Origin of the sequence: Rhizobium sp. AN5 (assembly GCF_900215255.1) — a bacterium.
Classification (GTDB): Bacteria; Pseudomonadota; Alphaproteobacteria; order Rhizobiales; family Rhizobiaceae; genus Agrobacterium; species Agrobacterium tumefaciens.
Genome location: NZ_OCMJ01000003.1, coordinates 1,718,761 through 1,745,022 on the forward strand (window position 1 = coordinate 1,718,761; position 26,262 = coordinate 1,745,022).

Here is a 26,262-nt window from a genome sequence, read left to right on the forward strand (position 1 = left end):
AAGTGTTCATAATTGCAGCAGCATTACCCGCCCGCATCTTCTGCGCCGCAATACTGCCGCAACCTTTCTGGCAGACAAGGAGGGGGCGAAGGGACGGTGGCAAATGAGACTTCTGTTGATTGAGGACGAAAAGGAAATGGCTGATGCGCTGTCGACGACGCTCGGCAAGCAGGGGATCGTCATCGACCATACGATGCGGCTCGGCGATGCGATGGAGCTAGCGCGCCAGCATGTCTATGATGCCATTCTGCTGGACCGTCGTCTGCCGGACGGGGAGGGGCTTACCTTCATTCCAAAGCTACGCCGCGCCGGTATCGATACGCCTATCATCTTATTGACGGCGATGAATGAACCGGAGGAGCGGATCGAGGGGCTGAATGGCGGCGCCGACGACTATCTCGGCAAGCCGTTTCTCGTTGGCGAACTGCTGGCGCGGCTGCGCGCGGTTTTGAGACGACCGGCAAGCATCGCCCCGTCGCAGATTTCCGCAGGCCGCATCGTGATCGATCCGCTTCATCTCAGTGTCACGATCAACTCGCTTCCCTTCGATCTGCCACGGCGCGAGCTGATGGTCCTCATCACGCTGGCGAAACGAAAAGGCAAATCCGTGCTGCGCTCGACGCTTGAGGCCGCCGTCTACAATTACGAGGAGGAAATCCAGTCCAATGCGCTTGATGCGCATATATCGCGACTGCGCAAACGCCTGCTCGACGCTTCGGCCGGGGTCAGCGTGCATAATATTCGCGGCATCGGTTATCTGCTCAGGGAAGACACATGAAAGCGCAGGGCAAGTCCAATCCGTCCTTGTGGTGGCAATTGAGCTGGCAGCTCAGCATTGTCGTCTCCTCCATGATCGCTGTCGTCATTGTCGGGCTTTGCGTTTACGGGGTGATGAAGCTCTCGCCCAATATCGGGCTCTGGAACGATTTGTCGGCGACGCTTGACGAGTCGCTTTCGCTTGATCCGCAAAAGGGTCTGGTCATTACGGAAGGACCGGCATTACGCGCCTTGAAGGCGAAGAATGAGACGTTGTGGTTCGTGGTCTCGACGCCTGACGGTCACGCGGCGACCTTCGGAACCGTGCCCGCCGTTTATGCCGAACTGGCGCGTTACGTTCATCTGATGACGGACGCCGATATTCGCGGCGGCAGCGGCGTATCCGAGGTTGCTTCGGCTGAAAGTATCGAGACGGCATCGGGACCCGTCAGGATCATGTTTGGCGGAACCTCAAATGCACGAGCGTCGTTTCTGACGCTTCTCGCCGGCACCTATCCGATTTATGTCCCCCTGCTGGCGGTTCTTTTGCCTGCGGTGTTTTTCTCCGTGCCGCACATTGTGCGCCGGGCGCTTGCCGGCCTGAGCTCCGTCGTCAGAAAAGCACCGGAGATCGACCCGCGACGACCGGGTTCGAAGCTTCCCGTCGAAGATGTGCCGCGCGAAGTCGTTCCGTTGATCGTTTCCTTCAACAGCATTCTCGAGCGGCTCGAAGAGCAGTTCCAGGCGCGGCAACGCTTTCTGATCGATGCCGCGCACGAATTGAGGACGCCGATTGCAATCATGCAGACCCGGATAGAGGGCCTGCCCGGACCGGACCAGCAGCGCCTGATGGGGGATGTCGCGCGGCTCGGTGAAACCGCCGAACAGCTTCTGGCCTTTGAGCGAAACGACCAGGTGAACGACCGGCGCGAGGTGGTGGACCTTGTCGATATCGCCCGCACGGTGGTGGCAGAGCTCGCGCCGCTTGCGCTTTCGGCAGGTTATGACATCTCCTTCGAAACGCAGATCGAAAAATACGATATGCAAGGCAACCCCTTCGCCCTGCCGCGCGCCATCAGCAATATCGTGCGCAACGCCATCGACCATGGTGGAAACAAGGGGCTGATCCATGTCTCGGTTCTCGCAAACGGCGAAATCGCGATTTCCGACGAGGGGCAGGGCATACCCGAGGACCAGCAGGAGCGGATATTCGAACCTTTCTATCGGGTCACGCCGAAAAGCACGGGTGCCGGACTTGGCCTCAGCCTCGTCAAGAAGATCGTCGCCAATCATAACGGCCGTATCGTGCTGGAAAGCAACCCCTCTGGAAGCACGTTCCGAGTTCGATTCTAATTGCGCTTTGCGTGCTGTAGACCGGTCGCGGCGATTGTAATGCTGCCGCAACGTTCGCAGTCATAATGTGTGGGCACGGGATCAACCGTGCCAACCGGAGTACACACAGTGACGCATGCACCGGATCGTTTTCTTCCGGATTTCCGGCGAGAAGACGGCGCGTAGAAACCGGCTCGACGGCCCCGAACCTCGCGCAATGCTACAGCGCCATTGATCGAAGCAGAGCACCAATCCGATTTCATATTCGGTTCAGCCTGGGCGCGCACAGTTCCGGCCAAATCACTACACGCCTCAGACCAAACAGTCATACTCCCCGGAATTTTACGATGTCGCATACTGAAATCGCCGCATTCGCTGCGGAAAGAAACTCGGCGAAACCCGAGCCGGTCATCGCTGCGCAAACCATGGCTGGCGATGGCCTGGAACTCCTCCGTTTTCCCCTGGCCTGGAGTGTCGCGACTTTCGTTCTGCGCGCCCACTGGAAACGGGGCTTCCTTTTCTGGATGCGTTTTTTGGCTCATCCGCTTGTAACGCTGCGGTGGTGGCGGTTTCTGTCCCGATTCTCGGCGACGCAAAAACTGCCGCCACCGCATGACGGGCTTCTTCAGAAACCCCTGTCGAAATTCCTCGTCGGCAAAATCTCCTATGGCAGGCGGCTGGAGTTTCTCATGGAGAATTTCGTCATCGCCAGCGGTTGTTTTTCCGGAGAGGTTATGGCTGCGCTCTGGAGTGGAAAAACGATCGTAATCGGCACCATAGGCGGCCGTGCTAACGAATATCGCTGCACGCTTGCTCTTGCGGATTTATGTGGCGGCCGCCACGAAGGCGCTCTCGCGGTTCGGTTGATCAGAACCCGTGACGACGTCACCTTGTGGACGACGAAGTTTATTTTCGTGACGCAGGATGAGGGCGGGCACAGGACGATTGCCGTTGGCGGCATGCAGGGGCCACGCGCCGCCAAGCAGGAGATGGTGGCAGTAACGCGCGACCTTGCGGGTCTTCGCCCGAAGGATGCCGTTTTGATGCTGCTGCAAGGCCTAATCGAGACGGAAGCGGGTTCCTATTTCGCAGTCTCCCACGCCAGACATCCGATCAATTATCGTCGCGCGCGGCGGCAGAAAATGTTGCTTTCCGACATAGACGCTTTTTGGCGGGAACGTTCCGCCGAGCCGGACGACATGTTCGGTTTTCAGGTGCCGGTTTCAAGCCTCGAGGGCGCGGACAAGCGCAGCAAGATGAAGCTTGCCTTCTTTGCGATGGCTGCCCGGCTTTGCGAGGGCAACGCTGGGAGTGCTGCGAAGAGTTGAGGCCGCAGATCCCAGTTGGCCCTCGACACCGTCACGCCGCTGCATCGGCAACGCGGCCGAGTTTTTGCAGGCCGCATTCGCGGACGATCTCGGCAATGTGGGTAAACTGCGCCGAGAGCGGATTGCTCTTGCGCCACACCATGCCGATGGTGCGGGATGGTCTTGGCTCTGCCAGCCGAAATACCGAGACGGTGGATTGCCGCGTTTCCATTTCGACGGCCATCTGCGGAATGAGCGTGACGCCGATGCCGGCGCCGACCATCTGGACCAGCGTCGAGAGCGAACTGCCCTCCATCAGCACGCGCGGCGGCGCGTTCGTCGTACTGCAGAAAGACAGTGCCTGATTGCGGAAACAATGGCCTTCCTCGAGTAGCAGCAGGCGCATTTCACCGAGCTTGCCGGCGCTCGGCACCGGCATCCCCGCATCCTCCATCGGCCGGACCAGAATGAATTCCTCGGAAAACAGCGGAACCTCTTCCAGCGACGCTTCAGACACCGGAAGCGCGACGATTGCCATGTCCAGCCGGGCTTCCAGGAGGTCCTCGATCAGTTTCTGTGTTACCGCCTCGCGCGGGCGCGTTTCCAGTCCCGGATAATGCCGGGCGAGCGTCTTGATGACTTGCGGTAAAAGATAGGGTGCGACGGTAGGAATGACGCCGATGCGCAGGCGACCGCTGAGCGGGCCGTGCCTTGCCCTCGCCAAATCCTGCAATTCGTCCACCGAACGCAGGATCAGGCGGGTGCGTTCGGCGAATTCATCGCCGAGAGCGGTCAGCCTGATCTGGCGGCTGCCGCGTTCGACGAGCGGTGCGCCGATCAGCTCTTCCAGTTCCCTGATCTGTAGCGAAAGTGCTGGCTGGGAAATGGAGCACGCCTCCGCTGCCCGCCCGAAATGGCCGATCTTCGCCAAGGCGTCGAAATAACGCAGGTGTTTCATCGATAGTCCAATCATAAGCTCAGCATATCGCAGCCTTTAGAATATACAATTGGAAATTATGGAACCCGGCTGTTAGTCATCGTCATGACAGAAAGAGGATGTAGCTGTTCGGGATCACCAGCGTCACTGCGCGGTTTCCATAAGGGTGACCCGCTGTGGGCTGTGGCTCCAACATGCTGCACATGTCGAATTGATTATTTCGTTTAATTACTAAACCCATCGGAGGGCGAAATGGACGCAACTTCAAAACCGGCTGGCAAGTGTCCCGTCATGCATGGAGGCAATACGGCCTCCGGTAAATCGGTGACCGAATGGTGGCCGAACGCGCTGAACCTCGATATCCTGCATCAGCACGACACCAAGACCAATCCGCTCGGCACCTCCTTCAATTACCGCGAAGCGCTAAAGACGCTCGACGTCGAGGCACTTAAGGCCGATCTGCGCGCCCTGATGACGGAAAGCCAGGACTGGTGGCCGGCCGACTGGGGTAGCTATGTGGGCATGATGGCCCGCGTGACCTGGCATGCGGCCGGTTCCTACCGCGTGACGGACGGACGCGGCGGCGCCAACACCGGCAACCAGCGCTTTGCACCGCTCAATTCCTGGCCTGATAATGTGAACACCGACAAGGGCCGCCGCCTGCTGTGGCCGATCAAGAAAAAATACGGCAATAAGATTTCCTGGGCCGATCTCATCGCGCTCGCCGGAACGATCGCTTATGATGTCGCGGGTCTGAAGACATTCGGTTTCGCCTTCGGCCGCGAGGATATCTGGGCTCCCGAAAAGGACACCTATTGGGGTGACGAAAAGGAATGGCTGGCGCCGAGCGATGGTCGTTACGGCGACGTGACCAAGCCCGAGACGCTCGAAAATCCACTTGCCGCCGTGCAGATGGGTCTCATCTACGTCAATCCGGAAGGCGTCAACGGCAAGTCCGATCCGCTTGCGACAGCCGCGCAGATGCGCGAAACCTTTGCCCGCATGGGCATGGATGACGAAGAAACCGTCGCGCTCACCGCAGGCGGCCACACCATCGGCAAGTCGCACGGCAATGGCAGCGCCGCCAACCTCAGCCCCGATCCGGAAGCAGCAGGCCCCGAATATCAGGGTCTCGGCTGGATCAACACCAAGGGCCGTGGCATCGGCCGCGACACCGTGGTGTCGGGTATTGAAGGTGCGTGGACGAGCGAACCGACCAAGTGGGACAACGGCTTCTTCGACATGCTGTTCAAGCATGAGTGGACATTGACGCATAGCCCGGCTGGCGCGTCCCAGTGGGCGCCGATCACGATTGCCGAAGAGGACAAGCCTGTTGACGTCGAGGATCCCTCGATCCGCACCATCCCGATGATGACCGATGCCGACATGGCCCTGAAGGTCGATCCGATCTACCGCGAGATTTCGCTGAAGTTCAAGGATGACCAGGACCACTTCTCCGAGGTCTTTGCCCGCGCCTGGTTTAAGCTGACCCACCGCGACATGGGCCCGAAGTCCCGCTACTTCGGCCCGGACGTTCCCGCAGAAGACCTGATCTGGCAGGATCCCATCCCGGCAGGTTCCACGAGCTACGATGTCGCTGCCGTAAAGGCAAAGATCGCCGCTTCCGGTCTGCCGGTCGCCGATCTGGTCTCGACCGCATGGGACAGCGCCCGTACCTTCCGTGGTTCGGACAAGCGCGGCGGCGCCAATGGTGCGCGCATTCGCCTTGCGCCGCAGAGGGACTGGGAAGGCAACGAGCCCGCCCGTTTGGCCCATGTGCTTTCGGTGCTGGAGCCGATTGCCCGTGAAACCGGCGCCAGCATCGCTGATGTCATTATTCTCGCCGGCAATTACGGTGTTGAGCAGGCGGCGAAATCAGCCGGCTTCGATGTCGCCGTGCCTTTTGCACCCGGTCGTGGCGATGCCTCAGCCGAGCAGACTGATGCAGACAGCTTTGCGCCGCTCGAGCCGCTGGCAGATGGTTTCCGCAACTGGGTAAAGAAGGACTATGTCGTCAGCCCCGAAGAACTGCTGCTGGACCGCGCTCAGCTTCTGGGCCTCACGGCGCCGGAACTGACGGTTCTCATCGGCGGCCTGCGCGTCATTGGCGCCAATTACGGCGGGGCAGCGCATGGCGTGTTCACGCAGACCCCCGGTGCGCTGACCACCGACTTCTTCGCAACGCTGACGGATATGGCCTATTCCTGGGTTCCGACCGGCGGCAATCTCTATGAGATTCGCGATCGCAAGTCCGGAGCAACGCGCTATACGGCGACCCGCGTGGACCTCGTTATCGGCTCCAACTCCATCCTGCGTGCCTATGCGGAAGTTTACGCGCAGGACGACAACAAGGAAAAGTTCGTGCGTGATTTCGTCGCCGCCTGGACGAAGGTCATGAACGCCGACCGTTTCGACCTTGTCTGATAAGGCTGACTAATCGAAAAAAGCCCCTCCCTGAGCTATCAGGGAGGGGCAATGTTCTATCTGCGATCTGAGGATAGAACCGGTTTTTCGGATGATGGCTTCTCGCCACTATCCCCCGGCGCCTTGCCGCCCTTTTCATTCTCATGCGCATCTGGCCCAGCGACGATAACGCCGCGGCCCTGCTCTTCGCGCTTCTTGTCGGCGAAATCGCCGGGTTCCTTTTTGTCGTTCATAGTGATCTCCCTTCGTGATTTCATTTGTCTGCAGATCAACGGCTGGTCGAGGCAGAGGTTCCAAGGCTCACATTGTTGCGGGATCGACTGCCAGCACAGCAATGTTTTGCATTACAACCATCTTTGCTATTAACATGAATTGATAAGTCATGTTATTTCGGCCGCATATGGTGGAGCGTGCGGTGCCGTTATCGTGACGCGCATGTGTTACATGGCTTCAACCTCGGCTCGACAACTGAACGGTACCTGCATTGAGTTTCTGGCACTCCATGACCTGGCACACGGAAGGGATCAGCGTCACTGCGCCGGTCAAATGGCGCCAGCTGGACGGGCTCGTCAGCGCTTTCTGGGAGGCCGAGAGCCAGATGGGCGCGAAGGGTTATTACCTTGCCGCCGATCCGCGTATCATGATATTTTTCAACGATGTCTCGTCGCGCATCAGCATTTCCAACCGCGACGGCGAGTTCACGCAGCATTCCCGCCCCATGACGCGGGCGGTCTATGTGCCGGCCGGTGTCCCGATGTGGACGAGCAGCAATGCTACGCACCGGTTTTCGCATCTCAATCTGCATATCCACAAGGACCGCCTGCTGCGTTTCCTGTCGCCATCGGTCGGCAGTTCGGCGGCGATGACTGCCTTGCGCCGCCCGGTCGAGATACAGGATATCGGTTCGGTCGAAACACTGGCTGGACTGCTTGTCGATGAACTCGCCGAGCCTTCGAAACATGCGGTCTATGCGGAAAGCCTTGTTGGCAGCATCGTTGCCGGTCTTCTCGATATTCCCGGATCTTCGCCCGAACAGGTAAATGGCAGGCTGACGCAGGCGCAGATGAACAAGCTGCTTGCCCGTGTCGAAAGCCGCGGCGACGACCGCATGACGGTTGCAGAAATGGCCGACATCGTCGGGCTTTCGGAAAGCTGGTTCGCAACCGTGTTCCGCCAGACAACGGGCAAGACGCCGCTGCAATGGCAACTGGAGAGGCGGATAAGCCTTGCCCAGAAACTGTTGCTGGGCGGCGATCTCACCGTGGCCGATATCGCCGCCCAGCTCGGCTTTTCCGATCAGGCCCATTTGACCAAGGCCTTCCGCCAGTCCGTGGGCAATACGCCAGCCGCCTGGCGGCGCATGCACAGGCTGCTTTGAACGGGCGCCTTGCCGTCTACTCAGAGCGGGTTTGACACACGCATCGAGCCGCGCTCAACTCATCCTCGGTACAAACCCGAGGATGACGTAGAACGTTAGGGTGGTTACGTAATAGTTTGAAAAGTAAGGATATAATTATCCTCACCATGTCTTGCGCAGCGTAGCCGAGAACGCCCGGCCGGGGTTGTAGAAGTCTGCGCCGAAACCGCCGTAAGAGACGTGCTTCTCGTTGAAGAGGTTGGAAACATTCACCTCCAGCGAGGTGGTTTCCTGGATTTTGTAGCTGAATGCTGCGTCCATGGTCACGCTGCTGCCGGTCGAAACCTTGTTCGCATCATCAAAATAATACGCGCCGGTGAAGCGTCCGCCGAGCCCGAAGGTCATGTCGCCGCGTTTGTCGTTGCCGGCCAGCGTGTAGTTCACCCAAAGCGAGGCCTGATGTTCCGGCACGAATTGCGGTCGGTTGCCGACATTGCCGGCGGTGCCGTTTTCGGTGATTTCCGCGTTGAGATAGGAATAGGCCGCCGTCAGGCTCAACTCGTCGGTAACCTCCGCCTTGGCCTCGAGGTCGAGACCGCGCACGCGCACCTCGCCGATGGTGGTGGGCAGGCTGGTGATCGGGCTGGTGACGGTAATATTGTTTTTCTTCAGGTCGTAGATCGATGCCGTGAACAGGGCAGGGAAGGCATCCGGGCGATACTTCACGCCAAGCTCGATCTGCTCGCCGCGTTCGGGCTCGACGGTCAGGCCCGAGGCCGGCACCACGGATTCGGCGTAGCTGATATAGGGCGCGATCTCATTCGTAACCTTGTAGGACACGCCGACGCGCTTTGTCAGTTCGCTGATGTCACCGCTTGCCGTCGTTCCGTTCAGTCTGTTGGTCTGGTCGGTGTCGATCCAGTCATTGCGCAGACCGGCGCTGACGGTAAGCCTGTCGAAGAAGGTCAGGTCCTGCTGGAGGTAGAGTGCCCTTGTCTTTTGATCCGTCAGCGAGCTGGCGTAGAGCGGCACTGAGGCAGGTGCACCGGTATAGACCGGGTTCAGCCAGTTGATGCCTGGCGCAGAACCGAAGTAGCTTTTGCTGCCGGACGAGTAGTCGTTATAAAAAACGCCGACAAGGCTGCGGCTTTCGACGCTTTCGAACGTCGTGTCATATTGCAGCCGGGTGTCGATCAGGAAATTCTCGGTTTCGGTCTCGTTGCCGAAATAGGAACGGTTGGCGATGGTCGAGCCATTGGTCGGTGTGGACGAGATATACGCATAACCGAAATCGGTATTTGCCTTGCTGTAGCGCGCGTTCGAACTCAGCGTCAGGCCAGAGCCGAAATCATGGTCGAACATCACGTTCAGCGAATTGCGGTTGGTGCCGCGGTAATTATAGTCCGGTTCACCGAAGAAACGGCTCCTGTCGAAATGCGAGCCGACCGGATGGCCGCCGCCGCCGGGAACGCCATCCTTGTTGAGATGATCGTAAACGACGGTGAGACTGGTGGCATCAGTGGGCCGCCATGTCAGGCCGCCCATGAAGAATTTTTCATCGTCACGGGAATAGTCATATTCCGCGTCGGCATTTCTGAGCTTGCCGGTCAGGCGGTATGAGAGGGTGTCGTCGCTGGTGATATTGTCGCCGAAATCGAAGCCGGTTTCGGCGCGGCTATAGGAACCGCCTGTCACATAGGCCTCACCAAAGCGGCTGCGTTTGGGGACCTTGGTCGAGTAGTTCACCGAACCGCCGGGATCGGATACGCCAAAGGTCGTGGAATTGCCGCCCTTCAGGACTTCCACGCGCTCATAGGCATAGGTCTCTTCGCGCAGCGCGCCGAAGGGCCGGCCGAGCGTCAGCCCGTCGCGATAGGTGTAGGCGTCGAAGCCGCGAATCTTGAAATAGTCGAAACGGTCGTCCGAGCCGTAGAAATCCGTGGTCACACCTGCCGTGTATTGCAAGGCTTCTTCCACGGTCTGCACACCGCGCTGCTGCATTTCCTTGGCGGTGATGACGGAAACGGCGGCCGGCGTATCGAGAATGTCGGTTGCCATCTTGCTGCCGCTTGTCGTGCGGGTGGCGACGATCGACTTCTGGTCATTGTCGCCGCTGTCGATGGTGATGCGCTCGAGAACCGTGCTACCGCCCGTACTGGCTGCCTCCTGCGCCAGCGAACGAGCGGGCAGTACCGTCACAAGCGCCGTGCAGGCAAGAAGGGCTGCCTGCCCGTAGCGCAGTCGCGCGGTCCTGCCGTTGACGCCATTCATTTCAGTGTTCATTGCTAAATTCCAGAAGTTGATGCCCCAATCGCCGCTTCCACGGCCCGCTCTCGAAGCGCCCAATAACTTGAGAAAGTTTGTCCGGTATTGTAACTTTTTGCGGTTTTGTACAAAACCCCGGAAATTTCACCACTGTTGTGGCGGCATTTCCTCACCGGGGTTGACGGGGGCATGTGAAGCTGAGAGTTCAAGTCCACTTTTGAACCGTTGAGAGCTTCGCCCATGCTTTTCCTGTTTCGCTGCCTCGCGCCGGCATTCGTGTTTTTCCTGTCGATGATCGCGCCGACCATTGCCTCGGCGGAAGAGGCGACGCGCTATCCCGTCGTCATCAAACACGCCTTCGGCACGACCACGATTGCGAGGAAGCCTGAGCGTGTCGCGACCGTCGCCTGGGCAAACCACGAGGTGCCGCTGGCGCTCGGCATCGTACCCGTCGGTTTTGCCGCGGCCAATTTCGGCGATGATGACGGTGATGGATTGCTGCCGTGGGTGGCGAAGCAGCTTTCTGAATTGGGTGCTGCAAAGCCTGTTCTGTTCGACGAGGGTGATGGTATCGATTTCGAGGCCGTGGCGGCAACGCAGCCGGATGTCATCCTCGCCGCCTATTCCGGCCTCAGCCAGTCCGACTACGATACGCTAAGCCAGATCGCACCGGTCGTTGCCTATCCCGTGTCACCGTGGGCAACCGACTGGCGCGAGATGATCCGGCTGAACAGTGCCGGGCTTGGCATGGCGGCGGAAGGTGAGGCGCTGATCAAACGCATCGAGGGTGAGATCGCGCAGGTGGTTGCCGGCCATCCGCAGCTGAAGGGCAAGTCAGCGATGTTCGTCACCCATCTCGATGCCACCAATCTCAGCGTCGTCAATTTTTATACCGCCAATGACAGCCGGGTGAAATTTTTCACCGATCTTGGGCTGACCTCGCCGAAGAGCGTGGCGGAGGCGACGAAACCGGGGCAATTCGCCGCCGGCGTCAGCGCCGAGCGCGTCGATGCCTTTGACGATGTCGATATCGTCGTGACCTATGGCAGCCAGCCATTGCTCAAGGCGATGCGGGCCGATCCGCTGCTTGCCCGCATGCCCGCCGTTGCCCATGACGCCATCGTCATGCTGGGGCGTGATCCGCTCGGCACCGCATCCAATCCCACACCGCTGTCGATTTCCTGGGTTTTGAAGGATTACGCCGATCTTCTGGCGAAAGCAGCGGATAAGTCCTCCGGTAAAGCGAAATGACAATGGAAGGGTCTGCCAAAGGTCCGGACGTGCTGCCAGGTGGCCGCTCCAACCGCATGCGGACCGCATGGCTCGGCGCCGTGCTGGCGCTTCTGGCGCTGCTGTGTGCGCTTTCCGTCGCGATTGGCACCCGTGACGTCACGTTCGCTGATATCACGGCAGCGCTTGCCGGTCGCGTGGAGACGGTGGCGGAAGCGGCTGTTGCGGTTCGCCTGCCGCGAACGCTGCTTGCCCTGCTGTCCGGGGCAGCGCTCGGGCTCGCTGGCGCCATCATGCAGGGTGTTACGCGCAATCCGCTTGCCGATCCCGGTATCCTTGGCGTCAATATGGGCGCTTCACTTGCCGTCGTTATCGCCATCGTCTGGTTCGGCATTGCCTCGGCGCAGGCCTTTATCATCACGGCGATTGTCGGGGCAGGTGCGGCTGCAGTTTTCGTTTATGTCGTCGGCTCGCTCGGACGCGGTGGGGCAACGCCGCTGAAACTCGCTCTGGCCGGTGCCGCCACCTCCGTCGCCTTCTCCTCACTCGTCATTGCCGTCGTGCTGCCGCGCAGCGACATTGCCGGCGGCATCCGTTCCTGGCAGATCGGCGGTGTCGGTGGTGCGACCTTTGAGCGGATTGAGACCGTGCTGCCGTTTCTCGCCGCCGGTTTTGCCATCAGCCTTCTTTCGGCACGCAAGCTGAATTCTCTGGCGCTTGGTGATGAGTTGGCTGCCGGTCTTGGCGAGAATGTCGTGGTCGCGAGAGCCATTGCATCCTTTGGCGCTATTCTCCTCTGCGGCGCGGCGACTGCCATCTGCGGGCCAATCGGTTTCGTCGGGCTGGTCGTTCCGCATCTCTGCCGCCTGCTCGTTGGCGTCGACAATCGCTGGCTTCTGCCATTTTCCGCGCTCGGCGGCGCCTGTCTGCTGCTTGCGGCCGATATTGTCGGGCGCATCGTGGCGCGGCCGTCCGAACTCGATGTCGGTATCGTCACCGCTCTTGTCGGCGCACCTTTCTTCATCTGGATCGTCAGACGTCAGCGGGTACGCGAACTGTGAACATGCACACGTCCGTCATGGAAACATTGGTTTCCAACCGTAACGCCCGCCAGCGCCGGCGTCGCCTTGTCATTGCAGCCCTTTCGGCTCTTTTGATTGCCGTTTTCGCATTGACGCTGATGCTGGGACAATCCTTCACGCCGCCCGGCGACGTCCTGCGGGTGCTGCTCGGAGAGGACATTGCCGGGGTCACTTTCACGGTCGGGCAGTTGCGCCTGCCACGCGCGCTGCTCTCCGTTCTCGCGGGTCTGAGCTTCGGGCTGGGTGGTGTCGCCTTCCAGATCATGCTGCGCAACCCGCTTGCCAGCCCTGACATTATCGGCATCAGTTCCGGCGCAAGCGTGGCAGCGGTGTTTGCCATCGTCGTCCTGCATCTGAGCGGACCGCTCGTTTCGGTTTTTGCCGTCGTCGCCGGGCTTGGCGTCGCATTGCTGGTCTATCTACTGTCCTTCCGCAACGGGGTGGCCGGAGCGCGGCTGATCCTTGTCGGCATCGGCGTTTCGGCCATGCTCGAAAGTTTCATCGCCTATATCCTGTCCGTTGCACCGGCCTGGACGCTGCAGGAAGCGATGCGCTGGCTGACGGGCAGCGTCAACGGCGCAAAACTTGCCCAGACGCTGCCGCTCTTCATTGCGCTCATCCTCTTTGGCGGCCTGCTGCTCAGTCGCGCGCGCGATCTCGAGGCATTGAGGCTTGGCGATGATACGGCCGCGGCGCTTGGGGTCCAGGTGGGGAGAACGCGCATCATCGTGATCATCGCCGCCGTGGGCATGATCGCCTTTGCCACGGCAGTGTCGGGGCCGATTGCTTTCGTCGCCTTTCTGTCCGGGCCGATTGCCGCGCGCATCGTTGGCAGCAAGGGGTCGCTGCTCATTCCGGCCGCGCTGGTTGGGGCAGCCTTGGTGCTGGTGGGCGATTATTGCGGCCAGTTCCTGCTGCCGGGCCGTTACCCGGTCGGCGTCGTCACCGGCGCGCTCGGCGCGCCCTATCTGATCTACCTTATCGTGCGGGTAAACCGCAGCGGAGGCTCGTTATGACCAGCCACTCCCTTTCCGTGAACCGTCTTTCGGCCGGATACGGTGAAAGCCTCATCATCGAAGGGCTGGATCTTGTCGTTCCGCGCGGCCAGATCACCGTCATCGTCGGTGCCAATGCCTGCGGCAAGTCCACGCTTCTTCGCAGCATGTCGCGGCTTATCTCTCCCCGCGCCGGTCAGGTCCTGCTCGACGGAAAGTCGATCCACCGTCTTCCCTCGCGCGAACTTGCAAGACGGATGGGCCTTTTGCCGCAGTCACCGATTGCGCCCGAGGGCATTGTCGTTGCCGATCTGGTCAGCCGCGGCCGGCATCCGCATCACGGCCTTTTCGCGCGCTGGTCGCGCCAGGACGATGAGGCCGTGGCCGCAGCCCTCGTCGCCACCGATACGGTCGAACTTGCCGAGCGGCCGGTGGACGAACTCTCCGGCGGGCAACGGCAACGCGTATGGATCGCCATGGCGCTCGCCCAGGAGACCGAGATATTGCTGCTCGACGAACCCACCACCTTCCTCGACATCAGCCATCAGGTGGAAGTGCTGGATCTTCTGACGGACCTCAACCATGCCCGTCAGACCACCATCGTCATGGTGCTGCACGATCTCAATCTCGCGGCGCGCTACGCCGATCATCTGGTCGCCATGACCGGTGGAAAGCTGCATGTCTGCGGCACGCCGGAGGAGGTGCTGACGGAAGAAAACGTGCGGCACGTCTTCGGCATAGAAAGCCGTGTCATCGAAGACCCGACGTCGGGCAAACCAATGATGCTGCCGATCGGGCGGCACAGGACGGCGGCGCCACGGCCGCAATAATCCATCTATTTTTGCGGTGACCGTCTGCGTCCACGGGTGGTGGTTTTAACCGGACGCATCGAAAGCGGTATTTGCCACATCAACGGCCCCACCGTTCGCGACGAGGCGCAGATGCCGTTCGGTGGGGTGAAGGCCTCCGGTTACGGCCGTTTCGGCGGCACGGCGGGCATTGCGGAGTTCACCGAACTGCGATGGGTCACGCTGCAGGACGGACCGTTGGATTACCCGATTTAACCCGGAAGCATCACCGGCTGGCTGGTCACGTCAACGCTTCTCGTCGATCAGCCAGCCGGTGAGTTTTCTGACCGCACTGTCGCTGCTTTTCGGCCTCAGCAACCAGTAGCCGCGACCCGGCGCATCCAGACTCGGGCCTGCGGTCACCAGCACGCCTGCCTCGACCAGCGGATCGACCAGTCCCGCCCAGCCGAGGGCAAAACCCTGTTCGCCGATCGTCGCCTGAACCACCATGGTGTAATTGTTGAAACTGATGTCTCCGCTTTCGTTTTCCGCGCCTCTCAGCACGCCGAAATGCTTGAAATAGGAGGCCCAGTCGAACCAGTGCGCCTGTGAGGTATTTTCGAGGTGGATGAGTTTCAGCCGTGAAAAATCACTGACGGTTTCGGGTGCCGACTGCTCCGCCAAAAGCGCCGGCGAACAGACGGGCGTGACCTTCTCCGAAAGCAGCAGCACCGCGCCGTCGCCGGCATCCTGCCGCGTGCCGAAGATGATCATCACGTCGCTGTCGTGTTTGCCCTGTCCGAGCGGATCCTGCGTGGCGACGATCTGGATGTTGATGTCAGGATTGAGCGCGCGAAAACCATGCATGCGCGGGATCAGCCAGAGAGAGGAGAAGGCATAGTCCGTGTGCAGGCGGATCGTCTGCCGTTCCTCCGTTCGGCGAAGTTGCTGGGCCAGAAGGTCGATGGCATCGACATTGCGCGAGACGATCTCGAACAGCTTTTGCCCCTCGGCCGTCAACTCGATGCCGCGATGTTTACGCCGGACCAGCGCAACACCCAGATCGTCTTCCAGCCGGCGGATCTGATAGCTGACGGCTGGCTGGGTCAGCCGCAGGGATGCCGCCGCTGCCGTCAGGCTGCCGCGACGGGCGACCTCGGTAAAAATGCGCATCCATCCAAGATCGAGCGGCCGCTCTGTCATAGAAATTCCTTATATCAGTCATCGAAAAATACCCGCTTCACAGGCAAAAACAATGTGGTGTTCAATAAACTGGACTAATAAAAGGGGAGCCGCAATGAAAACCGTTTCTCGCATGCACCGCATCGCCGCCGGTCTGTTTTTGTCCGTGGCGGCCTTCTCCAGCCCGCTTTATGCCGCCGATGATGCGGCCTGCAAGACCATTCGCCTCAGCGATCCCGGCTGGACCGACATCACCGCCACCAATGGCGTCGCCTCGGTTCTGCTCGATGCTTTGGGGTATGAGGCCGACGTCAAGACGCTATCGGTGCCGATCGGTTATCAGGCCATGAAAAACGGCGAGATCGACGTCTTTCTCGGCAACTGGATGCCCGCCCAGAAATCCTTCGTTGACGACCTCAACGCCGCCAAGGCGGCCGACGTGATGACGAAAAACCTTGAAGGCGCCAAGTTCACCCTGGCAGTGCCTTCCTATATGGCCGAAAAGGGCGTGAAGGATTTTTCGGATCTTGCCAAACACGCTGACGAATTTGAAAGCAAGATTTACGGCATCGAGCCGGGCGCACCTGCCAACCAGAACATTCAAAAGATTATCGATGCCAATGATTTCGGTCTGAAGGGCTGGCAGCTTGTCGAATCCGGCGAGCAGGCGATGCTGGCGCAGGTGGAACGGGCCGGAAGAGACAAAAAGGCGGTCGTCTTCCTCGCATGGGCGCCGCACCCGATGAACGAGAAGATCGATATCGCCTATCTTTCGGGTGGCGACGCCTATTTCGGCCCGAATTTCGGTGGCGCCGAGGTCTATACGCTTGCCCGTACCGGCTGGCCGCAGCAATGCCCGAATGCGGCGACGCTTTTCAAGAACCTCAAATTCGATATCGGCATGGAAAATGCCCTGATGGGTTCCATTCTCGGTGGCGAAGATTCCAAGGCGGCGGCAGCGACGTGGCTGAAGGCCAATCCGAAAGTGCTGGATGGCTGGCTACAGGGCGTTACCACGCTGGACGGCAAGCCGGGTGCGGATGCCGTCAAAGGCAAGCTTGGCCTCTGAGACTGTAGGGTGAAATGCCGCGTCCCAATATCCTGATCCTCATGGCCGACCAGTTCAACGGGACGTTTTTTCCCGATGGCCCGGCCGATTTTCTCCACGCGCCACATCTGAAAGCGTTGGCGGAGCGGTCTGTCCGTTTCGCCAATACCTATACGGCTAGCCCGCTTTGCGCGCCGGCCCGGGCTTCGTTCATGTCCGGTCAATTGCCCAGCCGGACGCGGGTTTACGACAATGCCGCCGAATTCGCGTCGGATATTCCGACCTATGCGCATCACCTGCGGGCGGCGGGTTATTACACCGGCCTTTCCGGAAAGATGCATTTTGTCGGACCGGACCAGTTGCACGGCTTCGAAGAGCGTCTGACGACGGATATTTATCCGGCGGATTTCGGCTGGACGCCTGATTATACCAAGCCGGGCGAACGGATCGACTGGTGGTATCACAATCTCGGTTCGGTCACCGGCGCGGGCGTTGCCGAAATCACCAATCAGATGGAATATGACGATGAGGTTGCCTATCACGCAACCCGCAAGCTCTACGATCTGTCGCGCCAGCTCGATGACCGCCCGTGGTGCCTGACCGTCAGCTTCACCCATCCGCACGACCCGTATGTGGCGCGGCGGAAATTCTGGGATCTCTATGAGGATTGCCCGGCACTCGATCCGCAGATACAGGCGCTTCCCTTCGAGGAGCAGGATTCGCATTCAAAACGGTTGCTGGAAGCCTGTGATCATCAGGCCTTCGATATTTCGCCCGACGAGATACGCCGGGCGCGGCGCGGTTATTTCGCCAACATCTCCTATATCGATGAGAAGGTCGGCGAAATTCTCGACGTATTGAAGGCGACGCGGATGGAGGAGGACACGATCATCCTGTTCCTCTCCGATCATGGCGACATGCTGGGCGAGCGCGGCCTGTGGTTCAAGATGTGCTTTTTCGAGGGTTCGGCCCGCGTGCCCTTGATGATCGCAGCACCCGGCTGGCAACCGGCGCTTATCGACGCGCCGGTTTCGACGCTGGATGTCACACCGACGCTATGCGGTCTGGCAGGCCTCGATATTACCTCTCTGAAACGCTGGACGGATGGCGAAGACCTTTCGGCTTTGGCTGCGGGAACAGGCGAGCGCGGGCCGGTGCCGATGGAATATGCCGCCGAAGGTTCGATCGCGCCACTCGTCGCCATCAGGGATGGCCGTTACAAGCTCTCGGTCTGCGAGGTCGATCCGCCGCTGCTCTATGATCTCGAGACTGATCCTGACGAGCGGATAAACCTTGCCGGCAATCCTGAATTCGCTGATGTGCTGTCATCGCTTTCGGCTGAAATCGGCCGACGCTGGCAGCTGCCCGTTTTCGACGCATCGGTGCGGGAAAGTCAGGCGCGGCGCTGGGTGGTCTACAAGGCGCTGCGAAACGGCGCCTATTTCCCGTGGGATTATCAGCCGTTGCAGAAAGCCTCGGAACGCTACATGCGCAACCACATGGACTTGAACGTGCTGGAGGAAAACCAGCGTTTTCCACGCGGGGAATAACGCTGGCAGGGACTATGCGGCGGCGGTCGTTCTCGGCGCGCCGCCCGTGGCCTGCACGGCAAGGCTACCCGCCGCAACGCCTGCCTCAAGGCATTGCTTCTCGTCCGCCCGCCGAAGCCACGCATCGATGAAGCCGGCATTGAAGGCATCACCCGCGCCCGTCGTGTCTACCACGGGTACCTTCTTCGCCGCCGCATGGTGTAGGCCTGTCTGCGAGGACACCCAGGCGCCCTCTGCGCCGCCTTTCAGGGCGACAACAGGAAACGACCCGGACAAGGCTCTTGCCGCCGCCTCAGGGTCAGAATGGCCTGTGATCGCCTCGGCTTCTTCGAGGTTGGGCAAAAACACGTCGACGCCATCGCACGCCTTGAGCAGGCCCTTGTCATAAATCAGCGAGGCATCCCAGCTGGGATCGAGCGAGACGGACAGTCCGCTGTCCCTGGCGCGGGCGACGAGATCGGGGATTTCGTGCAGCGTGGCGAATTCTGCGATGTGCAGATGGCACGCCCCGTTCCACGAAAAGGCGGCATCAAGGGTCGATGGCCGGGCGATACCGGCACGCCGTGTCAAAAACGCCCTGTCATGGCCAACCACCGTCGCGACGGTGACCTGCGGGCCCGCATCTGCCGAGTGTTCCAGAAATTGCAGGTCTACACCGCTTTGCTGCATTTTCTCGCCGATGGCGCGTGAGAAGGTGTCGGTGCCGAGCCGTGCCAGCAGCGTGGCCGTGCGGCCGATATGGGCGAAATGCGCAGCCGCAATGAAAGCCCCGCCACCGGCGGCGATTTCCATGTCGCTGGCAAACAGTTCCCGGCCGAGCACCGGCAATTCGTCAAGCCCGGTGAAAATGAGGTCGCAATAGATCCGGCCGATGCTGATGACCGCTGACTTTTCCGTGTCTGTCGTCATCATGCGCGGCCCAGAAGCTTTTCCGTCTTGGCATCGAAAAGATAGAGCGCGCCTGCCTGCGCCTCGCATTGCAAGCGGCTACCCACCGTGGGAATGGCCTTGCCCCTTGCTGTCGCGATCACCGAGGTCGTGGGCGTGTCCAGATGAACCAGCGTTTCCGGGCCGAGCGGCTCCACGGCTGTCACTGTACCCTCCAGCGAGAAGGACCCTTGAGTTGTCTCGCCTTCTCCAACCAGCAGATCATGAGGGCGAATGCCAATCAGCAGATCGCCATCGGCAGACTGTGTAACGCTATTCGTCGTTCTTTTGCCCCGCAGCAGGTTCATCGACGGGCTGCCGATGAAACGCGCAGTGAAGACGTCCACCGGCGTCTCGTAAAGTTCCGAGGGCGTGCCGACCTGCAGGATATGCCCGTCCTTCATCACGACAATCCGGTCGGCCATGGTCATGGCTTCCACCTGATCGTGAGTGACGTAGACGGTGGTTGTCTTAAGACGTTGGTGCAAGCGCTTGATTTCAATGCGCATCTGCGATCTCAACTGGGCGTCGAGATTGGAGAGCGGCTCATCGAAAAGGAAGGCTGACGGATCGCGAACCATGGCGCGGCCGATGGCGACGCGCTGCCTCTGTCCGCCGGACAAAGCCGCGGGCCGACGGTCGAGCAATGCCTCAAGTCCGAGCACCCGACCGGCCTCTTCGATACGCCGGTTCTTTTCCGCCTTGTCGAGCTTTGAGGTATAGAGCCCGAAGCCGATGTTCTGGCGAACCGTCATATGCGGGTAGATCGCATAGTTCTGGAAGACCATGGCAATGTTGCGCTGTTTCGGTTCTTTCTCATTGACGACGTTTCCGGCGATTTTCAGCGTTCCGCCCGAAATCTCTTCCAGACCCGCGATCATTCTGAGTGTCGTGGATTTGCCGCAGCCGGAAGGGCCGACGAATACGATGAATTCGCCGTCTTCAATGGCAAGGTCGATGCCTTTGACTGCCTCCACCTTGCCGTAGCGCTTTACGAGTTGATTGAGTTCGATTGTCGCCATTATCGCGCTCCCGTCAGGGCGGTAAATTTCTCTGCAAGCTCAGCGGCCTTCGCCGCTTCGTAATCTGCGGATCGCTGTGCTTCGGCTTCAAACGCAGCAAGCTTGTCGCGATAGGCCGCAATCGCCTCACGCATCGGCTCAGGGGCAGGGCCGCCGAAGCGGCTGCGCACGGCGACAAAGTGCTCGGGCGAGACGACCTGCCTGAACTTTTCCTCATCGACACTGGTCTCGCGTCCTGCCAGTTCCTCGAACGCCTTGCGGAATGGCTGGTAACCGTCGTTCGGCAGGTCGCCCTTCAGCGCGACAACGCTTTTGGCGACGGTTGCGGCAATTTCATGGGCCTGGCGGAATGACAGGTCTTCGATGCGGACAAGCGAGTCTGCCAGTTCCGTGATGGTGATGCAGGAACGGCGAATATTCTGGTCGACCCTTTCCGGATCGATACTGATCTTGCCGACGAGGCTGGCAAGGAGATCGAGCACCCGGCCGGCAGAGGCGAAGGCTTCGTAACCCACGCCCTGGGTTTCGCCCTCGCTGTCGTTCATGTCGGTGAAGGGTGTGTTGTGCATCACGTCAAGCATGGTCCGTGCCCGCCCGAATGTCTGGCTAGCAAGGTGGCGCAGATGTTCGATCGGGACCGGGTTTCGTTTCTGCGGCATGATCGACGAAATCTGCACCAGCGAATTCGGTACGTAGATCTGCCCGACTTCGAAACTCGTCCAGAACTGGAAGTCCTGAATGAGCCTGCCGAGATGCAGGAACATCAATTCGATGGCGCCATAGGTCGCTGTCGTATAGTCGACGGCGGCGATGCAGGAATAGGAATTGCGCAAGGGTGCCGCAAAGCCGAGAAGTTCGGCGACACGTGCCCGGTCGATGGGAAAGCCAGACGTGGTGATGGCCGCAGCGCCCATCGGTGAGAGATCGACGATGCGCCGGGCCTCAGTGAAGCGGTCAATATCCCGGATCAGCACTTCGATGGCGGCGGAAAGATAGTGGCCGAAGGTGGTGGGCTGGGCCGGTTGTCCATGGGTATAGGCGACGATCAACGTTTTTTCATTGCGCTCGGCGGCGTTGATCAGGGCGGCCAGCAGAACCCGCGCCTTGGCAGTGAGCGTATCGATCTTGTCTTTCAGGCCGATTTTGAAAAGCGTGTGATCTATGTCGTTGCGCGAGCGTGCCGTGTGCAGGCGGCCGGCCACATCGACACCGATGCGGGCTTTCAGCTCCTTTTCGATCAGGAAGAAGAAATCCTCGACCTCGCCGGTATAGACCAGCTCCGACGGATTGATGGTCCTGTCGATGTCATCAAGCGCTCCGGCGATTTTCGCCGCCGTGTCCGCATCGAGAATGCCGGTTTCGCGCAGCATGACCAGATGGGCGCGGTCGATGCGGCGGAAACCGTCGACATGGTGGTTCTTGGCGCCATCGAAAAGCGGACGCAGCACGGTTTCCTTGTAGACTGGGTCGGGAAACTTGCTGGTATCCGACAGGCGCGGGTTCATATCGGCCATGGTGTTATCCTTTCAGGCCTGCCAGCATCACACCGCGAACGATGTAGCGTTGCAGGACGATGAAGACGATAAGGGTTGGGATGGTCGCAATGGCAGCGCCGGTCATGATCATTTCCCACTGGATCTGCTGTTCCACCGCAAAACTCGATAGGCCGACCGGCAGCGTGTACAGTTCCTTGCTGGTAGTCACGATCAGGGGCCAGAAGAATGCTGTCCAGTTGCCGAGGAAGGTGAAGATCGCAAGCGCCGAAAGGGCAGGCGTCACCAGCGGCAGGGCTACCTTCCACCAGATCTGGAATTCGTTCAGCCCGTCGACACGCGCTGCCTCCAGGAAGTCGTTCGGAACCGTCTCAAAGAACTGCTTCATCAGGAAGGTGCCGAAGGCCGTCATCATTCCCGGGAACATGATGCCCCAGTAGCTGTCGAGCCAGCCAAGCTGGCTGGACATCAGATACCAGGGGATAACAAGCATTTCGGTCGGGATCATCAGCGTGGAAAGGATCGCGAGGAAGATGAAGTAGCGACCGCGAAACTCGAATTTGGCCAGCGTATAACCGACCAGACTGTCGAAGAAGCAGTTGGAAACGGTGACGATGACCGCAACGAACATCGAGTTGAAGAACCAGCGGAGAAAACGGCCGTCGGCCATGACAGTCATGTAATTCGCAAGCGTCGGTGCTGCGGGAATGAGCCTGAGATCATAGACCTGATCCGCGGTCTTGAACGAGGTGGAAAACATGAAGAGCAGCGGCGAGACCATAATCAGGCCGCCGATGAACAGCAGCGTCCAGGCAAGGATGCGGCCGGGACGGATGCGGGCGTGGGAGAGTGGCAACGCTTCGCTCATTTCTTTTCCCTCAGGACCCAGAGCTGGACCAGCGACACAACAAGAAGAATGGTGAACAGGACAACCGTCTGCGCGGCGGCATAACCCATCGCATAGGAATTGAACGCCGTCTGGTAGATCATCAGCACCAGCGGTTTGGTTGAGCCGAGCGGTCCACCCGGATCGTTGGTGGTCATGTTGTAGACCTGATCGAAAATGCGCAGGAAACCGATTGAGGAGAAGACTACCAGGAAAACGGTAGTTGGTTTCAGGAGCGGGAGCGTGATCTTTCGAAGGATCGCCCATTCGCCAAGTCCGTCGATGCGCGCGGCCTCATAGAATGTCGTCGGAATGGAGCGCAGGCCCGCCATGAAGATGATGATCTGGAAACCAAGCCCCGCCCAGATGGACGTCACCATAACAGAATAAAGCGCCTGATCGGTGGAACGGATGAATGGCTGCTGCGGAATTCCGATCATGCCAAGCACGTCGTTGATGATGCCGATCGGCGGCGGCTGATAGAACCAGCGCCAGACCCATGCCATTGCTGCTGCCGTTGTCAGATAGGGCAGGAAATAAAGCGCTCGGATGAAACCGTGCAGGATGCGCACCCGATCCAGATAAAAGGCGATGACGAAAGCCAGAACCAGACTGATGGGCGTGCCGACGATGAGATAGGTGAAGGTGTTCTTGAAAACCTTCCAGAATTGCGGGTCCTTGAACAGCTTGACGTAATTGGCAACGCCGATGAACTTTGCCGGGCGCAGCAGGTCCCAGTTGGTGAAGGACAACCAGAAGGCCTGCAACGTCGGGTAAAAACGGATGATGCTGTAAAACAGGATCGGGATAGCCAGAAAGCTCCAGATCCACACAAGCCGCTTCGTGCGCATGGAAAAGCGATCTCCGAAGGAGCCGCCGGGGCGGCCGGATGCCGCCCCCTGTTGATCGATCGCTGTCATGATTGGACCTGCGGTTTTACGGTTTGGCCGCGTCGATGATTTCCTGCTCGGCGCTGGCCGCCTGCTTGATGGACTCCTCGACGGATTGACCCTCGAGCAAAATCCGGTTCGTCATGTCGATGGCATTCTGCCGCTGGGCTGCCTCATCCATGAACCGTGTCGTATGGGCGTATTCGAGACCCTTCAGGAACGGTGCATAGATCGGGTCTTTCAGGTTCTCCTCGGTCAACGCCGCAGATCGCCGCGCCGGCAACTCGCCAACCGTCTTCAGCCAGATCGCCATGGCTTCCGGTGAGGAGATGTAAGCGAGGAATTTCTTCGACGCTTCCAGTTCTTCACCGGTTGTCTTGGCGCTGATGCCATTGGCGAAATAGCTGGCATAGTTGGAGCGGATATTCTTGTCGTTGGTGGGAAGCTCGGTCACGCCCCACTCGAAGTCCTTGATGGTTCTGAAAGATCCAAGCCTGAACGTGCCGTCGATGGTCATGCCTGCCTTGCCGGCACGGAAGGCAGCCTGGCCTTCGTCCATGAAGCCCACCTGACCGATCTTCTTTTCAAGCTGCAGGCTCGTATAGAACTTCAGCGCCTGGATGCCCGCCTCGCTGTCATAGGTGACTTTCTGGTCGTTGTCGGTGTAGGGCTCGCCGCCATATTGGCGGATAAGAACTTCGCGCCACCATTGGTGGTCCTGACCGCCCATATCGAGCGTGGAGCCTGCAACGGTCAGGTTTCCGGCGGCATCGTGCTTGGCGATCTTTTCCGCCGCGGCAACAAATTCGTCCAGCGTCTTCGGCGGATTGGCGGCGTCAAGACCGGCTTCCGTGAAGAGCTTCTTGTTGTAGAAAAGTGCGAGCGAGCGAACCGCCGTCGGCAGGCCGTAATAATCGTCGCCGCGCTTCATGGCGCCGACGATGGGGAAAAATTCGCTTTCGATCTTGTCATGCGGGAAAGCGTCGGTCGGCAGCGGCTGCAAGATGCCGCCGGCTGCAAACTTGTCGAGCCAGCCGTAGAAGAGCTGCATCACGTCAGGGCCTTTACCGGACATGTTGGCGGCAATCACTCGCGTCTGGTAGTCGGCATAAGGGAAGGTCACCTGTTTGACGGTGATATCCGGATTGGCCTTCTGAAACTCGGCGATAAGCTCGTCCATCGCTTTGACGCGTGTGTCGAAGACATATTGCCAATATTCGATTTCAACCGCCTGTGCGGCGTTGAATGCAAATGTGCTGAAACCGGCGACCAAGCCGGCGAACAAAGTTGCCCTGCGCATGTAAGCCTCCATTTTCTCCGTCCGGTCTTCCGGATGCGGAGTGATCGTTCCCTTTATCCGCGCTTTCGCGCGCGCTCATCGATTTGCCGGCAGCGGAATGTTACGCGTTCCGCCCCTTGCAATTCTGACCCCCGGTCGCTCTCTACGGTTCTCTGAAGGCGAGCATTTGTCAATAACATAATTTACTTGAATTATTATATTGCGCTTATCCTCACTTCGACGCTATGAATTTTCTAACGGACGGGAAGTTGAAGAGATGACGGTGCACACGGTGGATACCTATCCCGTAGCAATCGGAAAAAATCCTGAGCGCAGCCGCGAACACAACAGGCGAGTCGTCCTCGACATCGTCAGGCGGCACGGCTCGCTTGGCCGCGCCCAGTTAGCCAAGATCACGCATCTCACACCCCAGGCGGTCGCCAATATCGTCGATGAGCTGGTGGGGGAGGGACTCCTGAAAGAGCTTGGTCGCCGGCGCACCGGCAGGGGCCAGCCGCCGATACAATTTGCCGTCAACCCGGATGGTGGCGCAACGATCGGGGTGGAGATTGCCGCAGACCATATGGTCACCGTCGGTCTTGATCTGGCCGGCGTGTTGCGCACGCAGCGCGTCACCCCGCTCAAGGACACCACGCCGGACGCCATACTCAAAACCTTTGCGGCGGAGCATGCAGCGGTTGCGAAGAATGTCGGGTGCAGGCTGCTCGGCACCGGCGTCGTCATGCCCGGGCCTTTCGAGATCGACGGCATGACCTCGGTCGGTCCGACGACGCTCTCCGGCTGGGTGGGTATCGATGCCCGCCAGATGCTGAGCGATGCCTGCGGCCAACAGGTCGTGGTCGAAAACGATGCGACGGCCGCTGCCGTCGGCGAGCGCCTGTTCGGCGCAGGGCTGGCTATCCCGAATTTCTGCATGATCTATTTCGGCGTCGGCATCGGTCTCGGCATCATCCAGGATGGTTCGCCCTATCGCGGCGCTTTCGGCAACGCCGGCGAAATCGGCCATGTGACCGTCTCGCCCAAGGGAAGGCCTTGCCCGTCTTGCGGGCAAAGAGGTTGCCTGGAAGCCTATGCTTCCGTCTATGTGCTCAAGGAAAAGCTCGTCTGCGCCGGTGTTGCGGACACGGAGCTTGACGATCTTGAAGCCCTGTTCAGCGCGGGCAATCCGGTCGTTATGGAATGGATCGACGAGGCAGCCGTCCATCTGGCGCCCATGGTGGCGATGCTCGAAAACATTCTCGATCCGCAGACGGTCATTCTCGGCGGTGCGCTGCCTGAAATCATCATCAGCGAGATGATTGCGCGGATGGGGCATCTGCCGACTTCGGTTGCAAGCCGGCGGCAAAGAGAGTTGCCGCGCGTCATCCACGGCAAGTCCGGACAGTTGACGGCGGCGCTTGGTGCTGCCGCCTTGCCGCTGTTCGACATCGTTACACCAAAACTCGAGACGTCCCTGGGCGCCGCAGCGCAGGTGCCCGGCTGAATATTGGA

22 protein-coding genes and 1 pseudogene are annotated in these 26,262 nt (G+C 59.8%); 13 read left to right on the forward strand and 10 right to left on the reverse strand.

The window, feature by feature from the left end; all coding sequences use genetic code 11:
* Positions 1–103 precede the first annotated feature (103 nt).
* From CRP02_RS11295 to CRP02_RS11305, 3 genes are all read left to right on the forward strand, one after another.
* A complete protein-coding gene (locus tag CRP02_RS11295) occupies positions 104–778 on the forward strand; it encodes a response regulator transcription factor (RefSeq protein WP_097171334.1) in 675 nt (224 codons plus the stop codon).
* Positions 775–2,109: a sensor histidine kinase gene (locus tag CRP02_RS11300; RefSeq protein WP_097171105.1), complete on the forward strand. Its 1,335-nt coding sequence runs from the start codon at positions 775–777 to the stop codon at positions 2,107–2,109. Before CRP02_RS11295 ends, CRP02_RS11300 begins: the two co-directional genes overlap by 4 nt.
* A 326-nt stretch (positions 2,110–2,435) precedes the next feature.
* Positions 2,436–3,416: a DUF535 family protein gene (locus tag CRP02_RS11305; RefSeq protein WP_097171106.1), complete on the forward strand. Its 981-nt coding sequence runs from the start codon at positions 2,436–2,438 to the stop codon at positions 3,414–3,416.
* 31 nt (positions 3,417–3,447) lie between these two features.
* On the opposite strand, the gene CRP02_RS11310 is transcribed toward CRP02_RS11305, so the two are convergent.
* Positions 3,448–4,368, reverse strand: coding sequence for a hydrogen peroxide-inducible genes activator (locus CRP02_RS11310; RefSeq protein ID WP_097171107.1), 921 nt, complete (start codon positions 4,366–4,368; stop codon positions 3,448–3,450).
* Between the two features lie 216 nt (positions 4,369–4,584).
* On the opposite strand from CRP02_RS11310, the gene katG reads away from it, so the two are divergent.
* Entirely contained in the window at positions 4,585–6,756 is a 2,172-nt protein-coding gene (katG, locus tag CRP02_RS11315; protein WP_097171108.1) for a catalase/peroxidase HPI, read from the forward strand.
* Between the two features lie 56 nt (positions 6,757–6,812).
* On the opposite strand, the gene CRP02_RS11320 is transcribed toward katG, so the two are convergent.
* Positions 6,813–6,989, reverse strand: a complete 177-nt coding sequence (locus CRP02_RS11320; protein WP_097171109.1) for a hypothetical protein — start codon at positions 6,987–6,989, stop codon at positions 6,813–6,815.
* 251 nt (positions 6,990–7,240) lie between these two features.
* Between CRP02_RS11320 and CRP02_RS11325 the strand changes: the two genes are divergently transcribed.
* Positions 7,241–8,134, forward strand: coding sequence for a helix-turn-helix domain-containing protein (locus tag CRP02_RS11325; protein ID WP_210200298.1), 894 nt, complete (start codon positions 7,241–7,243; stop codon positions 8,132–8,134).
* A 141-nt stretch (positions 8,135–8,275) separates the two neighbouring features.
* Here CRP02_RS11325 and CRP02_RS11330 read toward each other — a convergent pair whose 3' ends face one another.
* A complete protein-coding gene (locus tag CRP02_RS11330) occupies positions 8,276–10,396 on the reverse strand; it encodes a TonB-dependent siderophore receptor (RefSeq protein ID WP_097171111.1) in 2,121 nt (706 codons plus the stop codon).
* A gap of 222 nt (positions 10,397–10,618) precedes the next feature.
* Here CRP02_RS11330 and CRP02_RS11335 point away from each other — a divergent pair, with 222 nt between their 5' ends.
* The 5 genes and pseudogenes from CRP02_RS11335 to CRP02_RS11355 form a co-directional block, all read left to right on the forward strand.
* Positions 10,619–11,629 (forward strand): iron-siderophore ABC transporter substrate-binding protein, encoded by a 1,011-nt coding sequence (locus CRP02_RS11335; protein ID WP_097171112.1) that lies wholly within the window; start codon positions 10,619–10,621, stop codon positions 11,627–11,629.
* Positions 11,626–12,669 carry a FecCD family ABC transporter permease gene (locus tag CRP02_RS11340; protein ID WP_097171113.1) on the forward strand — a complete coding sequence of 348 codons (1,044 nt, stop codon included), beginning with the start codon at positions 11,626–11,628 and terminating at the stop codon, positions 12,667–12,669. Before CRP02_RS11335 ends, CRP02_RS11340 begins: the two co-directional genes overlap by 4 nt.
* 2 nt (positions 12,670–12,671) lie before the next feature.
* Positions 12,672–13,706, forward strand: coding sequence for a FecCD family ABC transporter permease (locus CRP02_RS11345; RefSeq protein ID WP_097171114.1), 1,035 nt, complete (start codon positions 12,672–12,674; stop codon positions 13,704–13,706).
* Complete coding sequence (locus CRP02_RS11350) at positions 13,703–14,515, forward strand: ABC transporter ATP-binding protein (protein ID WP_097171115.1); 813 nt, start codon at positions 13,703–13,705, stop codon at positions 14,513–14,515. Before CRP02_RS11345 ends, CRP02_RS11350 begins: the two co-directional genes overlap by 4 nt.
* 33 nt (positions 14,516–14,548) lie before the next feature.
* A pseudogene (locus CRP02_RS11355) lies at positions 14,549–14,749 on the forward strand (aldehyde dehydrogenase family protein); the annotation flags it as partial.
* 30 nt (positions 14,750–14,779) lie between these two features.
* Here CRP02_RS11355 and CRP02_RS11360 read toward each other — a convergent pair.
* A complete protein-coding gene (locus CRP02_RS11360) occupies positions 14,780–15,676 on the reverse strand; it encodes a choline sulfate utilization transcriptional regulator (protein ID WP_097099383.1) in 897 nt (298 codons plus the stop codon).
* Between the two features lie 94 nt (positions 15,677–15,770).
* Here CRP02_RS11360 and CRP02_RS11365 point away from each other — a divergent pair, with 94 nt between their 5' ends.
* Complete coding sequence (locus tag CRP02_RS11365; protein ID WP_097171116.1) at positions 15,771–16,724, forward strand: choline ABC transporter substrate-binding protein; 954 nt, start codon at positions 15,771–15,773, stop codon at positions 16,722–16,724.
* Positions 16,725–16,738: 14 nt separating this feature from the next.
* Complete coding sequence (gene betC / locus CRP02_RS11370; RefSeq protein WP_097171117.1) at positions 16,739–18,253, forward strand: choline-sulfatase; 1,515 nt, start codon at positions 16,739–16,741, stop codon at positions 18,251–18,253.
* Between the two features lie 12 nt (positions 18,254–18,265).
* Here betC and CRP02_RS11375 read toward each other — a convergent pair whose 3' ends face one another.
* Genes CRP02_RS11375 through CRP02_RS11400 form a run of 6 tightly spaced genes read right to left on the reverse strand, consistent with a single transcriptional unit; the run spans position 18,266 to position 24,783 of the window.
* Entirely contained in the window at positions 18,266–19,165 is a 900-nt protein-coding gene (locus CRP02_RS11375) for a carbohydrate kinase family protein (protein ID WP_097171118.1), read from the reverse strand.
* A complete protein-coding gene (locus tag CRP02_RS11380; RefSeq protein ID WP_097171119.1) occupies positions 19,162–20,202 on the reverse strand; it encodes an ABC transporter ATP-binding protein in 1,041 nt (346 codons plus the stop codon). Before CRP02_RS11380 ends, CRP02_RS11375 begins: the two co-directional genes overlap by 4 nt.
* Positions 20,202–21,716 (reverse strand): argininosuccinate lyase, encoded by a 1,515-nt coding sequence (gene argH, locus CRP02_RS11385; RefSeq protein WP_097171120.1) that lies wholly within the window; start codon positions 21,714–21,716, stop codon positions 20,202–20,204. The genes CRP02_RS11380 and argH overlap by 1 nt, the downstream gene beginning before the upstream one ends.
* A gap of 4 nt (positions 21,717–21,720) precedes the next feature.
* On the reverse strand, positions 21,721–22,563 hold the full coding sequence (locus CRP02_RS11390; RefSeq protein ID WP_097171121.1) for a carbohydrate ABC transporter permease: 843 nt from the start codon (positions 22,561–22,563) through the stop codon (positions 21,721–21,723).
* Positions 22,560–23,501 carry a carbohydrate ABC transporter permease gene (locus CRP02_RS11395; protein WP_004431252.1) on the reverse strand — a complete coding sequence of 314 codons (942 nt, stop codon included), beginning with the start codon at positions 23,499–23,501 and terminating at the stop codon, positions 22,560–22,562. Before CRP02_RS11395 ends, CRP02_RS11390 begins: the two co-directional genes overlap by 4 nt.
* A 16-nt stretch (positions 23,502–23,517) precedes the next feature.
* Positions 23,518–24,783: an extracellular solute-binding protein gene (locus CRP02_RS11400; protein ID WP_019566690.1), complete on the reverse strand. Its 1,266-nt coding sequence runs from the start codon at positions 24,781–24,783 to the stop codon at positions 23,518–23,520.
* Between the two features lie 244 nt (positions 24,784–25,027).
* Between CRP02_RS11400 and CRP02_RS11405 the strand changes: the two genes are divergently transcribed.
* Positions 25,028–26,254 carry an ROK family transcriptional regulator gene (locus tag CRP02_RS11405; RefSeq protein ID WP_097171122.1) on the forward strand — a complete coding sequence of 409 codons (1,227 nt, stop codon included), beginning with the start codon at positions 25,028–25,030 and terminating at the stop codon, positions 26,252–26,254.
* Positions 26,255–26,262: the final 8 nt, after the last annotated feature.

Bases quoted from the DNA above. Each gene is read 5' to 3' on its own strand.
- CRP02_RS11305 (WP_097171106.1), top strand. From the start codon at position 2,436: ATGTCGCATACTGAAATCGCCGCATTCGCTGCGGAAAGAAACTCGGCG.
- CRP02_RS11340 (WP_097171113.1), top strand. From the start codon at position 11,626: ATGACAATGGAAGGGTCTGCCAAAGGTCCGGACGTGCTGCCAGGTGGC.
- katG (WP_097171108.1), top strand. From the start codon at position 4,585: ATGGACGCAACTTCAAAACCGGCTGGCAAGTGTCCCGTCATGCATGGA.
- CRP02_RS11380 (WP_097171119.1), bottom strand. From the start codon at position 20,202: ATGGCGACAATCGAACTCAATCAACTCGTAAAGCGCTACGGCAAGGTG.
- CRP02_RS11390 (WP_097171121.1), bottom strand. From the start codon at position 22,563: ATGAGCGAAGCGTTGCCACTCTCCCACGCCCGCATCCGTCCCGGCCGC.
- CRP02_RS11400 (WP_019566690.1), bottom strand. From the start codon at position 24,783: ATGGAGGCTTACATGCGCAGGGCAACTTTGTTCGCCGGCTTGGTCGCC.
- CRP02_RS11375 (WP_097171118.1), bottom strand. From the start codon at position 19,165: ATGATGACGACAGACACGGAAAAGTCAGCGGTCATCAGCATCGGCCGG.
- betC (WP_097171117.1), top strand. From the start codon at position 16,739: ATGCCGCGTCCCAATATCCTGATCCTCATGGCCGACCAGTTCAACGGG.
- CRP02_RS11300 (WP_097171105.1), top strand. From the start codon at position 775: ATGAAAGCGCAGGGCAAGTCCAATCCGTCCTTGTGGTGGCAATTGAGC.
- CRP02_RS11295 (WP_097171334.1), top strand. From the start codon at position 104: ATGAGACTTCTGTTGATTGAGGACGAAAAGGAAATGGCTGATGCGCTG.
- CRP02_RS11335 (WP_097171112.1), top strand. From the start codon at position 10,619: ATGCTTTTCCTGTTTCGCTGCCTCGCGCCGGCATTCGTGTTTTTCCTG.
- CRP02_RS11310 (WP_097171107.1), bottom strand. From the start codon at position 4,368: ATGATTGGACTATCGATGAAACACCTGCGTTATTTCGACGCCTTGGCG.
- argH (WP_097171120.1), bottom strand. From the start codon at position 21,716: ATGGCCGATATGAACCCGCGCCTGTCGGATACCAGCAAGTTTCCCGAC.
- CRP02_RS11345 (WP_097171114.1), top strand. From the start codon at position 12,672: ATGCACACGTCCGTCATGGAAACATTGGTTTCCAACCGTAACGCCCGC.
- CRP02_RS11320 (WP_097171109.1), bottom strand. From the start codon at position 6,989: ATGAACGACAAAAAGGAACCCGGCGATTTCGCCGACAAGAAGCGCGAA.
- CRP02_RS11395 (WP_004431252.1), bottom strand. From the start codon at position 23,501: ATGACAGCGATCGATCAACAGGGGGCGGCATCCGGCCGCCCCGGCGGC.
- CRP02_RS11360 (WP_097099383.1), bottom strand. From the start codon at position 15,676: ATGACAGAGCGGCCGCTCGATCTTGGATGGATGCGCATTTTTACCGAG.
- CRP02_RS11330 (WP_097171111.1), bottom strand. From the start codon at position 10,396: ATGAACACTGAAATGAATGGCGTCAACGGCAGGACCGCGCGACTGCGC.
- CRP02_RS11350 (WP_097171115.1), top strand. From the start codon at position 13,703: ATGACCAGCCACTCCCTTTCCGTGAACCGTCTTTCGGCCGGATACGGT.
- CRP02_RS11405 (WP_097171122.1), top strand. From the start codon at position 25,028: ATGACGGTGCACACGGTGGATACCTATCCCGTAGCAATCGGAAAAAAT.
- CRP02_RS11365 (WP_097171116.1), top strand. From the start codon at position 15,771: ATGAAAACCGTTTCTCGCATGCACCGCATCGCCGCCGGTCTGTTTTTG.